Below are 12,560 nucleotides of genomic sequence, written 5' to 3' on the forward strand. Positions count from 1 at the left end.
GTCCGCTGAAGTCGTGTAGCCCGGACAGGTGCGGAGCACCGCCTCCGGGATCGCCCGCTTACGCCAGCAGTTTCTCCACCAGCGCCGTCCACAGCGCCACGCCGTGAGGGAGCAGCTCATCGTTAAAATCATATCCGGCGTTATGCAGCGGCTTTGACGCCGTCTCGCCATCGGCGCCGATCCAAAAATAGGCGCCCGGGCACGCCTCCAGCATGCAGGCAAAATCTTCCGAGGCCATGGACGGATTACCGTTCCAGCTCACCGCCGACTCCCCCAGCAGCGCGGTCGCTACCTCGCGCACCTTTTGCGCTTCGGCCGGATGGTTAGTGGTCACCGGATAACCGGGATACCAGGCGATTTTGCCTTCCACATCTGATACCTGCGGCTGGGCGGCGACATAGCTTTCAATCAGCCCCCTGACCCGCGCGCGCACCTGGTTATTCAGACAGCGGAAGGTTCCGCGTAGCACCACTTTATCCGGCAGCACGTTGATCGCCTCCCCGCCGGCAATCTGGGTAATGCTCACCACCGTCGACTCCTGCGGCGACAGGCGGCGCGAAGGAATGGTTTGCAGGGCCATAATCAACTGCGCCGCGGCGACAATCGGGTCCGCTCCGCGCTCCGGCATCGCCGCATGGCAGCTTTTTCCGGTCAGAGTAATTTCAAACGCGTCGAGAGAGGCCATCATCGCCCCGCTACCGATCGCCACCTGGCCCAGCGGCATACCCGGCCAGTTGTGCAACGCGTAAATGGCGTCCATCGGGAAGCGCTCAAACAGCCCCTCCTCCACCATTTTCCGCGCGCCGCCCAGGTTCTCCTCGGCGGGCTGGAAGACAAAGTGCACGGTACCGCGAAAGCGGCGGGTCTGCGCCAGATGCGCCGCTGTCGCCAGCAGCATCGCGCTATGGCCATCGTGGCCGCAGGCGTGCATCACGCCAGGATTGCGTGATTTGTAATCGATATCGCTCTGCTCGGCGATCGGCAGCGCGTCCATATCGGCCCGCAGGCCAATCACCGGACCGGGGCCGTTCTCCAGGGTCGCGACCACGCCGGTACCCGCCAGCCCGCGATGCACCTGGAGGCCAAACGAGGCGAGCAGTTCAGCCACCCGGCGCGAGGTTTCCTGTTCCTGATACCCCAGCTCAGGGCAAGCATGAAAATCACGTCGCCAGCGAATGGCCTCGGCGATCAGTGAAGAGGATACTGCCATGTCATACTCCTTTCCTGCACAGCATCAGCGCTGAACGAGTGTGTTATTCAATAAATTGGGGCTACAGGTAGTCCGCCAGCCTATTGGTTATATCCTTTCGCCTGCTCGCTGACAACTTCCGCCAAACCCTGCACCGGCGCGCCTTTACGCGGCCCCCCCGCCAGTGCCGTTCTTTTTTGTAGTGATATCAACGGTGACATAAGGCGTGCGATTAATTATTATGCAGCTATACTGGCGTTTTGCCGAATAATTCACTCTTCATACCTCCTTAACCGGAAATAAAATGTTCAACCCAGAGCAGAATCGCCTTGCCCCCACGCTGGCGATGATCATGGCGGCTTCATTAGTGGGATTTATCACCGGATACACGGTGCCCTTAATCAGTCTGGAGCTGGCGCAGCAGCAGATTGATACCGTTTACGTCGGCCTGCTGGCCGCGCTACCGCCAGCGGGGATGATGATCTCCTCCTTCCTCTCACCCGCGCTGTGCCGGCGCTTTGAGATGGGGCTTCTGCTCTCCGTCAGTCTGGTGGCGCTGGCGGCGTCAACCATCGCCTCCTGCCTGTCGTTTGATATGGTTCATCTCCTGCTGCCGCGGCTGGTTACCGGCCTGGCGTCGGGGGTGATTATCGTCATTGGCGAAAGCTGGATCACCGGCGGCGCGGCGGGGAAAAACCGGGCAACCCTGACCGGCATTTATGCCTCCGCCTTTACCGGCTGTCAGCTGGCGGGGCCGCTGCTGATCTCCGCCGGAGAAGCGTATCAATCATGGACGCTGCTGCTGGTCGGGCTGGTGACCCTCGCCTGCCTGCTGATGCTGCGCCATCTACCCTCCGGCAGCCGCGAACGGCTGGCGGAACGCGCCAGCTGGCGCAGCCTCGGCGCCTTTTTGCCGGTACTGGCTTCCGGCGTATTCTGCTTCGCCTTTTTTGATGCCAGCATACTGGCGCTGCTGCCGCTTTACGGTATGGATAAAGGTCTAAGTGAAGTCACGGCGGTGCTGCTGGTGACGGTGGTATTGACCGGCGACGCCGTATTCCAGGCGCCGCTGGGCTGGATTGCCGACCGCTTCGGTATCCGCCGCGTACATCTGACCTGCGCGGTGGTCTTCTGCCTCGCCCTGCTTGCCCTGCCGTTTCTGCTGGTGTCGCATATCCAGCTAATTGCCGGCTGCCTGCTTCTCGGCGCCGCGGCGGGGGCGCTCTATACCCTGTCGCTGGTCCGCGCCGGGAAAACCTTCTCCGGGCAGAAGCTGATTATGATCAACGCTCTGCTGGGATTCTTTTGGTCCGCGGGCAGCGTGGCCGGGCCGGTGGTCAGCGGATTGCTGATCAGCGTCGCGGGCTATGATGGTCTGCTGATAACGCTGTTTGTCAGCGGCGCGCTGTTCCTGCTGATCCAGTGCCTGGGTAAAAGCGAAAAAGCGCTGCTGGCGGACGAACGCGAGCGTGAAGAAGAGATGGATGATATTAGCGAGGCGGCGCAGTAGCGCTTAAGCGTTCGGCAGTTACGCGTTGAGAGGACGAAAGAGCTTTCACCTTCCGCGTAAGATCTTCTCCCCGGCGGCGCAGGCGCGCGCCGGGGGCGTTATTGATTACAGCACTTTACTTAAAAACTCGGCGGTGCGCGGGTTAGTCGGCGCGCTAAAGATCTGCGCCGGTTTTCCCTCTTCCTGAATGATGCCCTGGTCGATAAAGATAACCCGGTCGGCCACTTCGCGGGCAAAGCCCATTTCGTGGGTTACGATTACCATGGTCATCCCTTCGCTGGCGAGGTTTTTCATCACCTCCAGCACATCGCCCACCAGCTCAGGATCGAGCGCCGAAGTGGGCTCATCAAACAGCATAATCGACGGCTTCATCGCCAGCGCGCGGGCGATGGCCACCCGCTGCTGCTGCCCGCCGGAGAGGCTGGAGGGCCAGGCGTCGCGCTTGTCGCTCAGCCCGACCTTCGCCAGCAGCTCTTCCGCCAGACGCACCGCCTCCGCGCGCGCCATGCCGCGCAGGCTCATCGGGGCCATAATCAGGTTTTCCAGCACCGTTTTGTGCGGGAACAGATTGAAGCGCTGAAAGACCATGCCGACGCTTTCCCGCATCTTATTCAGATCGGTGGCGCGATCGTGGGCGGCAAAGCCGTTCACCTCTACCTCGCCTTGGCTGACGGTTTCCAGCGCGTTCATGCAGCGCAGGAAGGTGCTTTTTCCGGAACCGGACGGGCCGATAATACAGACTACTTCCTGCGGTTTGATATCGCAGCTGATACCGCGCAGAACGTGGCTGTCGCCGAAGCGCTTGTGTAAATTACGAATGTGAATCACTTTTGCCAAACCTCTTTTCCAGACGGTTAACCAGCTGCGCCAGCAGGAAAGTAATGACCCAGTAAACCAGGGAGATGGTCAGGTAGGGTTCCCAGTAGGTGGCGTAGGCGCCGGAAACGGTGCGCGCGGCGTAGGCCAGATCCGCCAGACCGATGGCCGACGCCAGCGAGGAGTCCTTAACGATGGCGATAGCGTTGTTGCCCAGCGGCGGCAGAATGCGGCGAAACGCCTGCGGCAGAATCACCTGACGCATGGTTTTCCACCACGGCATTCCCAGCGCGCGGGAAGCTTCCATCTGCCCCTTATCGATCGACTGGATCCCGGCACGGAAGATCTCCGACACGTAGGCCCCGGCATTCAGCGTAATCGCCACGATACAGGAGAGAAACGCGCCGTAGTTTGAGCGCAGCTCGCGAGCGAAATCAGCGCTCATCATGCCGCTGGTCACCAGCAGTCCGTCACGCGGGTTGATAAACAGCGGCACCAGCGCGAAGTGCACCACCATAATTTGCACGAACAGCGGCGTACCGCGAAACGCGCTGACGTAAAAGCGCACCGGAAACTGCACCAGATAACGCAGAACGTATTTCCATACCCCGTGCTCGGCTTTCGCCATCCGCCCCAGCCCAAGGGTCAGCCCCCACAGGGTGCCGAGGATCACGCAGATAATGGTACATTTAATGGTCATCAGGGCACCGTCCATAAACAGCGGACCGTACTCCTCAATGATCTCCCAACGGAATCCCGTCATAATCCTTCCCTAAAAAATACGGCTATCGCCAGAGTCGATAGCCGTGATGAAACAAAAATGCGAATTATTGCGCTGGCAGCGTCGGGACGTTGTCGTCGAACCAGGTTTTATAGATTTTGGCGTAGGTGCCGTCAGCGATGATTTTCTGTAAACCGGCGTTGATCTTCGCCTGCAGCTCGCTGTTGCCTTTCGCTACCGCGATGCCGAAGTACTGGCGCTCAAATTTGGCATCCGGCACCAGCTTAAACTGCTTCTCCGGGTGCTGCTTGATGTAGTATTTCACCACGCCGACGTCACCGACCGCCGCGCTGACGCCGTCTTCAAACAGCTCCTGCAGCATCAGCGGGGTATTATCAAAGCGCTTGATCGCGGTGCTGTTCTTGCCCAGCACGTCGGAGACCACGATATCGCCAGTGCTGGAGTTCACCACCCCGACTTTCTCGCTTTTCAGCGCCTCAAGGGAGGTCACTTTTGAATCCGCCGGCACAACGATGGACTGCTCGGCCGGGAAATAAGGAGCGGAGAAATCCACCATCTGCTTACGCTTATCGGTGATAGTGATCCCGGAGATAATAATGTCGCGATCGCCGGTGCTCAGGGTGGCGAAGATCCCTTCCCACGGTGTATTGACCAGTTTGATATCAAAGCCTTCCGCTTTGGCGATCGCTTTAATGATATCGATATCAAACCCTTCCAGCTGTTTCTGGCTGTTCTCAAACTCAAACGGGCGATAGGTTCCGCCGGAACCCACCACGTAAGTTTGCTGAGCCGCGTGGGCGGTGCCGATCATCGCCGCCGCCAGGCAGCATGCTTTCATCCACTTCTTAACCATGACAACTCCGTTTTATGCATTAATTTTGCATAAAAATACACACTGTCAGCATGGCATGCAACCGGAAACCTTCCCGACGGTAAATTATCTGCCGTTTAGCTTCGTTTACCGCCGGATTTCCCGATGGCCCGATGCAATTCATTGATCCGCTTCATCGATTTCACCGTCTTCTGCGGCGCGGTGGAGGCCACCGACAGCACGATCATCTCCAGACATACCAGCACCGTCCCGTGCAGCGGCACCCGTCCGTTATCGCCGCCGCGCGGCACCTCAATCACCACCTGCGCCTGCTGGCTAAAGCGGGAGTCCAGCGCCTGGGTGAGTAAAATCGTCGGGATCCCCAGACGGCGAGCTTCGCGCAGGGTCGTCATCCCCTCCCGGTGCGGCGACTTCTGCCCCATCATAATCAGCACGTCGCCGCGCTGCAGGCCGATCAGTTGCTCGGCGAGGCTGAAACCGGTGCGGTTCATCACGTACGAAGGCAGGCCGATGCGGCTCAACAGCCGGGCGGTATATTCCGCCAGTATGCCCGAGGCGCCGATCCCGAAAATGCCCACCTGGCGCGCGCCGGTCAGCAGCGCCACCGCCTGAGCTACCGCCGCGCGGTTGTCAGGTCGCGACAGCACTTCGCAGGCCCGCTGATGCCCCTCAAGGACAAAATCAATGCTCGAATGGACATCGCTGGAGAGCGCGCTCACCGTTGAAATCATCTTTTCCGACGAGGTCGCCGACGGGCCAAACCAGCGTTCCATGGTCTGCTTCAGTTCCCGCAGGCCGGCGAAGCCGAGCGCCTGGATGGCGCGCACCACCGTGGCGTCCGAGGTGTTGGTCGCGCTCGCGATTTCCATGGCCGTGCGCTCCAGTACCGCTTCCCGGTTATCGTTGATATAGCTCGCTACCGCCAGCAGACGCGGCGACAGCTGATGCGCGCGGGCGCGAAAACGTTCGCCGAACAGGTCAACCCGCCCCTTCTCTCTTTTGACCGCCGTTTTCATTTCAGCCCCTCGGGTAAGGGACGACCGGCAATGTGCGATTGCACCTGGGCGACCATCAGCGACAGCGCGGCGTAGGAGTTAGAGATAACCTCCTCACGCGGCAGCAGTATATAGCGCCCGGTACGGCAGGCGCGCATAAAGTCGCACCAGCCCGGCATCACGCCCTCCATCGCCCGCAGCTCATCCTGCGGCTTACCGCCGGTATCGGAGCGCCAGGTGGCAAACACAAAATCGGCATCCAGCTCCGGTAGCTGCTCGGCGCTGACGTCAATGCGCTGGCCCTCAGGGATGTTGTCAATCAGCGGCGGGAAGCGGAATCCGGCATCGCGCAGCACGCGGCCCAGCGCATGATAGGAGTGATGCACGGTCACCTTGCCGTTGTTGGCCTGAATCACCGAGACAACAATGTTTTGCGTATCCACCATCGCCTTTAGCTGGGCTATCTGCGCCTGATAGCGGCGTTCGAGGATTAAGAGCCGCGGCTGGGTACCGGTGAGCTGCGCCAGCTTACGGTAGATGCGCGGCGCGCTGCCCTGCAGATGATCGATGCTGACCGTTGGCGCAATCTTCTCCAGCTGCTCCACCGAGACGTGGCGGCTCGGTTCGGTGATAATCAGGTCCGGTTTCGCGGCGGCCACCGCTTCGAGGTCGATATCCGCCGTGCCGATAAACTGAATCGCGCTGTTATCGAAATCAATCCCGGTCAGCTGCGCGCTGGCGCGTAAAAAGTGGCTGCCGTCCGGACGAGTCCGCCCGTGGCTGGCCACCGGCGGGACGCCAAGCTCAATCAGGGGAATAGTGATATCCAGATCGTGCATCGACACAATGCGCTGCGGGTGCAGCGGAACGGTCACCGTGCGACCTAAGTCGTCGGTGAAGGTTTGCGTATCGGCGGCCGAGGCGACGCCCGCCAACAGCACCAGCAGAGAAACGAACCAACGCATAGCGATCCTTTTTGATTTACAGGGCATCACGGCGACGCCAGAGCAGAACGATAAAAAACGGACAGCCGACCAGAGCAATCACGATCCCTGCCGGTATCTGCAGCGGCGCGAACGCCAGTCGGCCAATGGTATCGGTGGCTAGCACCAGCAGCGCGCCGATCAGCGCGCTGCCGCAGAGCAGCGCCACCTGGCCGCCGCGCAGTAGAAAGCGCGCCATATGCGGCGCCATCAGGCCAACGAAGCCGAGACTCCCGACGCAGGAGACGCTGGCGGAGGTCAGCAGCACCGGCGCGAAGAAACGCAGCAGGGTGAGCTGCTGCAGGCGTACCCCGAGTCCGACGGCCGCGCGGTCGCCGAGCAGCGCCGCATCGGCGGCCCTGGCGGTCAAAAAAAGGATCAGCGCCCCGGGCAGCGCCCAGCAAAAAGCGACGGCCAACAGCGGCCAGGTCGCCGCATGCAGGCTGCCCGCCAGCCAGATCATCGCCGTCTGTACATCGCGCACGTCGGCGGTAGTCATAAAAATGCCGACCGCCGCCGCCAGCGTCCAGGAGACGCCGATGCCGATGAGAATAAAGCGCGGGCGCGAACAGTCGCGGGCCAGTGCCAGAACCAGCAGCGCCACCAGCACGCCGCCGAGCATACCCGCCAGCGGCCGCCAGACCAGGCCCACCGCCGGAAAGAACAGCACCAGCGCCAGAACCACAATGCTGGCCCCCTCCTTCACCCCGATAAGCCCGGGATCCGCCAGACCGTTGCGGGTAATGCTCTGCATCGCCGCGCCGGCCAGGCCGAGCATCGCCCCGCCCAGCAGCGCCATAAACAGCCTCGGCAGGCGGATATCAAACAGGATAAAACGCTGCTGTTCGCCCACGATTTCCGCACCCAACAGCGCGCGAAACAGGGTACCGGAAGGCATCGGGAAGCTGCCGCGGGTCAGGCCAAACAGCGCCAGCAGCAGGATAACGAGCAGCATGCCGGCAGCGATTTTTAACGCCGCTGGCCGCAGCAAAAGATACCAGCCGCCGCAGACAAGCGGCCGAAAACCGGCGCGACGGGCGGCGCTTTTCATTTAAAAAACCTCGCGGCGATAAAAATAAATACCGGCGCCCCCACCAGCGCGGTCATCGCGCCGGTTGCCAGCTCCTGGGGTGCGACCAACGTACGAGCGGCGATATCCGCCAGCAGCAGCACCAGGGCGCCAACCGGGGCGGCCAGCGGCAGCGCCAGGCGAATATCTTCGCTAATCAACCGACGCACCACGTGCGGAACCACCAGACCGACAAAGCCGATCGGTCCGGCCACCGCCACCGCCGAGCCGCACAATAGCGCAATGGCGGCCAGCCCCAGCAGGCGGGTCTGAACAATCTTTACCCCCAGCCCCAGCGCGACCTTATCGCCCAGCGCCAGCACGTTCAGACGCGGCGCGATGGCCAGCGCGATCGTCACTCCCGCCAGCGCCGGGAGCAGCGCAGCGCGCAGCGTTTGCCAGTTCAGCCCGGCAAGATCGCCCGCCAGCCAGGTACGCATCGCCAGCAGCGTTTGTTCATCGAGGATCAGAATCGCCGCGGTGACCGCCGAGGCAAAGGCCGACAGCGCCACCCCGCACAGGGTAATGCGCAGCGGCGTAACGCCGCCGCGCCCGGACGACGACAGCAGCATCACGCCGCCAAACAGCAGCGCCGCGCCGCAGGCGGCGGTGAGCGGCCTGGTTAACGCCACGCCGCCGAGGCTGACTCCCAGCGCCGACGTCGCCACTACCGCCAGCGAAGCGCCGGCGTTAAGGCCGAGAATATGCGGCTCGCCTAGCGGGTTGCGGATCACGGTTTGCAGCAGCAGCCCCGCCACGCCGAGCGCCGCGCCGGTAAGCAGCGCCGCCGCCAGACGTACCAGACGTAAATCAACGATGATGCGGTGGTCAAAGTTGCGCGGATCGTAATGGAGCAGCGCCTGCAGCACCGTTTGCGGCGCAATCCAGCGCGCGCCGAGCCCGAGATGCACCAGCGAGCCGCCCAGCAGCAGCAGGCTCAGCAGCGCCAGCGCCAGCCGGGGCCGGGATTGCCGGCGCTGCAGGAACAACGCGGAGGCGCTCATAACGCCTTCTCTTCACGGGCGCGGAACGGCATAAAAAAGGGCTTACCGGTCTGCGGATTGAGCGACATCTGCACGTCCACGTCAAAGACCATTTTGATCAGCTCCGGCGTACAGATTTCCTGTTCATTAATCACCCCGGCGATCTGCCCTTTTTTAAGAAACACCAGCAGGTCGGCGTAGTTCACCGCGAAGTTCAGGTCATGCAGGACGGTGACCACCGTGCGGCCATGATCGCGGGTTAAGGTTTGCAGTAGTTCGAGAATGTCGACCTGATAGCGCAGGTCAAGCCAGGTGGTGGGCTCATCCAGCAGAATCGTCGCCGTTTGCTGGGCAAGCGCCATCGCGATCCAGCAGCGCTGACGCTGGCCGCCGGAGAGGCTATCAACAGCTAAATGGGCAAACTCGGCGGTACCGGTGAGCCGCAGCGCCTCTTCTACCGCCCGTTCATCGGCCTCGGACCATTGACGCATCAGACCCTGCCAGGGATAGCGCCCGCGGGAAACCAGTTCAAACACCGTCAGCCCTTCCGGCGTGAGCGGCGATTGCGGCAGAATGCCCAGCCTACGGGACACCTCACGGGTCGGCAGCTGATGAATCACCTCGCCGTCCAGACGTACGCAGCCGCCCAGCGGCTTGAGCATCCGGGCGATGGTCGACAGCAGCGTCGATTTCCCCGAGCCGTTAGCGCCGGCCAGTACCGTCATTTTCCCGTGGGGGATGGTCAGATGAATATTATCGACAATTAGCGTCTGGCCATATCCGGCCGACAGGGAATCGAGGACGATTCCCTGCTCTGCAGGCAACACCCGCTGTGGCATAACTCGCTCCCGCGCCGCAACGGCGTGGCGCCAGGCCCGCTCGTTCCGCACTCAAACAAAAATACATCTCATTCTCTTTTGATCATGCGGCGGATGAATGTAGTAGTCAATACCCCGCGACCGCATCGGCAATGGCGGTCTACTACCAACAACCGCACCTGCAGCACATGGATTAATCAACAATAAAAACAACGAATTATTTTATATCCGCTCTGCTTATTCAGCGCTGAGTGAGTGATTATTTGCGTCGGCGCTTTTTTATCTTACATAACGTTTACTACTACATTCCTTCGTGATTGAATGATTCTCAATTACATATCTGCGCGCCTTCTGGCGTTAATAACAGATAGCTTTCTTTTTCAGGGCAATGATTTTATTGGCTTTACCTCTCCGCAAAGGCGAGGTTCGTTCACGAGACACAAAAATGATTCCATTAAATGGCCCTTTTTCGGCATTAAAAGGGCGTGCGCTTTTTTCACTGATTTTTTTCACCTCACCGGGATTAGTGGCCGCGGAAAATAGCGCCGATAAAACAAAAAAAACCGCTGACGAGACCATAACGGTCGTGGCTGAAGGCACCCAGCAACGCGCTACCCAGGGATACCAGCCGGTTAATACCTCGACCGCCACGCTGACTACCATGCCGATGCTGGATATTCCGCAGGTGGTCAATACCGTCAGCGAGCAGGTGCTCGAGGATCAGCATGCGACCAACCTCGACGAAGCGCTGTATAACGTCGCCAACGTGGTACAAACCAATACCCTCGGCGGGACTCAGGACGCCTTCACCCGCCGCGGCTTCGGCGCCAACCGCGACGGCTCGATCATGACCAACGGCCTGCGCACCGTACTGCCGCGCAGCTTCACCGCCGCCACCGAACGCGTCGAAGTGCTCAAAGGCCCGGCCTCGACGCTGTACGGTATTCTCGACCCTGGCGGATTGATCAACGTCGTCACCAAACGCCCGGAGCGTAGCTTCGGCGGATCCGTCTCCGCCACCTCCACCAGCTTTGGCGGCGGTACCGGCCAGTTCGACGTCACCGGCCCCATCGACGGGACGCCGCTGGCGTATCGGGTGATTGGCGAATATCAGCATGAAGATTACTGGCGTAATTACGGCAAACAGAAGAGCAGCTTTATCAGCCCCTCCCTGACCTGGTTCGGCGAGCGCGCAACGGTGAACGTCTCATATTCTCACCGTAACTACAGTACCCCATTCGATCGTGGCACCATCTTCGATCTGAACACCGGCCATGCGGTGAACGTCGATCGCAAAACGCGTTTTGATGAACCGTTTAATATTACCGACGGTTATTCCGATCTCGCGCAGCTGAATGCCGAATACCGTCTCAGCGACGCCTGGACCGCCCGCTTCGACTACAGCTACAGCCAGGATCATTACAACGACGATCAGGCCCGGGTCATGGCCTACGACTCGGCGACCGGCAACCTGACCCGCCGCGTCGACGCCACCCACGGTTCAACCCAGAAGATGCACGCTACGCGGGCGGATTTACAGGGTAACGTGGTCATTGGCGGCTTCTATAACGAGATCCTCACCGGCCTGGCCTATGAGAATTACGATCTGCTGCGCACCGATATGATCCGCTGTAAGAACGTCAAGGGATTTAATATCTACAACCCGGTCTACGGTACGCTCGACAAATGCTCCAGCGTTTCGGCATCCGATAGCGATCAGCGTATTCAGCAGGAGAGTTATGCAGGTTACGTCCAGGACGCGCTCTATCTTAGCGATAAGTGGATCGCCGTTGCCGGAGTGCGCTATCAGTATTACACCCAGTACGCCGGGAAAGGTCGCCCGTTTAACGTCAATACCGACAGCAGCGACCAGAAATGGACGCCGAAAGCGGGCCTGGTGTATAAGCTGACACCGTCCATCTCCCTGTTTGGTAACGTGGCGCAGTCGTTTATGCCGCAGTCCTCCATCGCCAGCTATATTGGCAATCTGCCGCCGGAAGAGTCCACGGCGTACGAGCTGGGCGCGAAGTTCGATCTGTTCAATGGCATCACCGCCAATATCGCGCTGTTTGATATTGATAAGCGCAACGTCCTCTACACGGAATCCGTGGGCGATGAGACGGTGGCAAAAACCGCCGGTAAGGTACGCTCCCGCGGCGTCGAAGTGGACGTGGCCGGGTCGCTAACCGATAACCTGAGCGTTATCGCCAGCTACGGCTATACCGATGCGAAAGTCACCGACGATCCGGATTACAAAGGCAAACCGCTGCCGAACGTGCCGAAACACACCGGTTCGCTGTTCCTGAGCTACGACATTCACAACGTCTACGACAGCAATACCCTGACGGTGGGCGGCGGCGGTCGCGCGGTAAGCAAACGTTCCGGTACCAACGGCGCAGATTATTATCTGCAGGGCTATGCGGTGGCGGATGTGTTTGCGGCCTATAAGATGAAGCTGCAATATCCGGTGACGCTACAGGTTAACGTGAAAAATCTGTTTGATAAGACCTACTACACCTCCTCCATCGGCACCAACAACCTCGGTAACCAGATCGGCGACCCGCGGGAAGTGCAGTTTACGGTGAAGATGGATTTTTAAGCCTTATCCCTGTCCCGGATCGCG

10 protein-coding genes and 1 pseudogene are annotated in these 12,560 nt (G+C 60.3%); 2 read left to right on the forward strand and 9 right to left on the reverse strand.

All coding sequences use genetic code 11. From position 1 onward, the window contains the following. Positions 1-58: 58 nt before the first annotated feature. Positions 59-1,210, reverse strand: coding sequence for a M20 aminoacylase family protein (locus tag IYV58_RS15720; RefSeq protein ID WP_004119279.1), 1,152 nt, complete (start codon positions 1,208-1,210; stop codon positions 59-61). A 283-nt stretch (positions 1,211-1,493) separates the two neighbouring features. On the opposite strand from IYV58_RS15720, the gene IYV58_RS15725 reads away from it, so the two are divergent. Then, on the forward strand, positions 1,494-2,699 hold the full coding sequence (locus IYV58_RS15725) for an MFS transporter (protein ID WP_004119271.1): 1,206 nt from the start codon (positions 1,494-1,496) through the stop codon (positions 2,697-2,699). 105 nt (positions 2,700-2,804) lie between these two features. Here the strand turns inward: IYV58_RS15725 and IYV58_RS15730 are convergent, their stop codons facing one another. The 8 genes and pseudogenes from IYV58_RS15730 to IYV58_RS15765 form a co-directional block, all read right to left on the reverse strand. Continuing rightward, positions 2,805-3,527: an amino acid ABC transporter ATP-binding protein gene (locus IYV58_RS15730; protein ID WP_195729704.1), complete on the reverse strand. Its 723-nt coding sequence runs from the start codon at positions 3,525-3,527 to the stop codon at positions 2,805-2,807. After that, positions 3,511-4,278 (reverse strand): amino acid ABC transporter permease, encoded by a 768-nt coding sequence (locus IYV58_RS15735; RefSeq protein ID WP_004102832.1) that lies wholly within the window; start codon positions 4,276-4,278, stop codon positions 3,511-3,513. Before IYV58_RS15735 ends, IYV58_RS15730 begins: the two co-directional genes overlap by 17 nt. A gap of 64 nt (positions 4,279-4,342) precedes the next feature. Next, positions 4,343-5,110: a basic amino acid ABC transporter substrate-binding protein gene (locus IYV58_RS15740; protein ID WP_004119265.1), complete on the reverse strand. Its 768-nt coding sequence runs from the start codon at positions 5,108-5,110 to the stop codon at positions 4,343-4,345. Positions 5,111-5,205: 95 nt separating this feature from the next. Beyond that, positions 5,206-6,105 carry a MurR/RpiR family transcriptional regulator gene (locus tag IYV58_RS15745; protein ID WP_004119261.1) on the reverse strand — a complete coding sequence of 300 codons (900 nt, stop codon included), beginning with the start codon at positions 6,103-6,105 and terminating at the stop codon, positions 5,206-5,208. After that, a pseudogene (locus tag IYV58_RS15750) lies at positions 6,102-7,075 on the reverse strand (ABC transporter substrate-binding protein); the annotation flags it as partial. The gene IYV58_RS15745 and the pseudogene IYV58_RS15750, both read right to left, overlap by 4 nt. Continuing rightward, positions 7,066-8,118: a FecCD family ABC transporter permease gene (locus tag IYV58_RS15755; RefSeq protein WP_195729128.1), complete on the reverse strand. Its 1,053-nt coding sequence runs from the start codon at positions 8,116-8,118 to the stop codon at positions 7,066-7,068. The gene IYV58_RS15755 and the pseudogene IYV58_RS15750, both read right to left, overlap by 10 nt. After that, positions 8,115-9,140: a FecCD family ABC transporter permease gene (locus IYV58_RS15760; protein WP_123829227.1), complete on the reverse strand. Its 1,026-nt coding sequence runs from the start codon at positions 9,138-9,140 to the stop codon at positions 8,115-8,117. The genes IYV58_RS15755 and IYV58_RS15760 overlap by 4 nt, the downstream gene beginning before the upstream one ends. Next, positions 9,137-9,958 (reverse strand): ABC transporter ATP-binding protein, encoded by an 822-nt coding sequence (locus IYV58_RS15765; RefSeq protein ID WP_004119255.1) that lies wholly within the window; start codon positions 9,956-9,958, stop codon positions 9,137-9,139. Before IYV58_RS15765 ends, IYV58_RS15760 begins: the two co-directional genes overlap by 4 nt. 505 nt (positions 9,959-10,463) lie before the next feature. On the opposite strand from IYV58_RS15765, the gene IYV58_RS15770 reads away from it, so the two are divergent. After that, positions 10,464-12,536, forward strand: a complete 2,073-nt coding sequence (locus tag IYV58_RS15770; protein WP_123829226.1) for a TonB-dependent siderophore receptor — start codon at positions 10,464-10,466, stop codon at positions 12,534-12,536. Positions 12,537-12,560 lie beyond the last annotated feature (24 nt).

The sequence above is a fragment of the Klebsiella sp. BDA134-6 genome (assembly GCF_015601345.1).
In the GTDB taxonomy this organism is placed as follows: Bacteria; Pseudomonadota; Gammaproteobacteria; order Enterobacterales; family Enterobacteriaceae; genus Klebsiella; species Klebsiella grimontii.

Excerpts from the sequence above, each read along its gene's own strand:
- IYV58_RS15725 (WP_004119271.1), top strand. The coding sequence starts at position 1,494 with ATGTTCAACCCAGAGCAGAATCGCCTTGCCCCCACGCTGGCGATGATC.
- IYV58_RS15740 (WP_004119265.1), bottom strand. The coding sequence starts at position 5,110 with ATGGTTAAGAAGTGGATGAAAGCATGCTGCCTGGCGGCGGCGATGATC.
- IYV58_RS15745 (WP_004119261.1), bottom strand. The coding sequence starts at position 6,105 with ATGAAAACGGCGGTCAAAAGAGAGAAGGGGCGGGTTGACCTGTTCGGC.
- IYV58_RS15765 (WP_004119255.1), bottom strand. The coding sequence starts at position 9,958 with ATGCCACAGCGGGTGTTGCCTGCAGAGCAGGGAATCGTCCTCGATTCC.
- IYV58_RS15760 (WP_123829227.1), bottom strand. The coding sequence starts at position 9,140 with ATGAGCGCCTCCGCGTTGTTCCTGCAGCGCCGGCAATCCCGGCCCCGG.
- IYV58_RS15735 (WP_004102832.1), bottom strand. The coding sequence starts at position 4,278 with ATGACGGGATTCCGTTGGGAGATCATTGAGGAGTACGGTCCGCTGTTT.
- IYV58_RS15755 (WP_195729128.1), bottom strand. The coding sequence starts at position 8,118 with ATGAAAAGCGCCGCCCGTCGCGCCGGTTTTCGGCCGCTTGTCTGCGGC.
- IYV58_RS15720 (WP_004119279.1), bottom strand. The coding sequence starts at position 1,210 with ATGGCAGTATCCTCTTCACTGATCGCCGAGGCCATTCGCTGGCGACGT.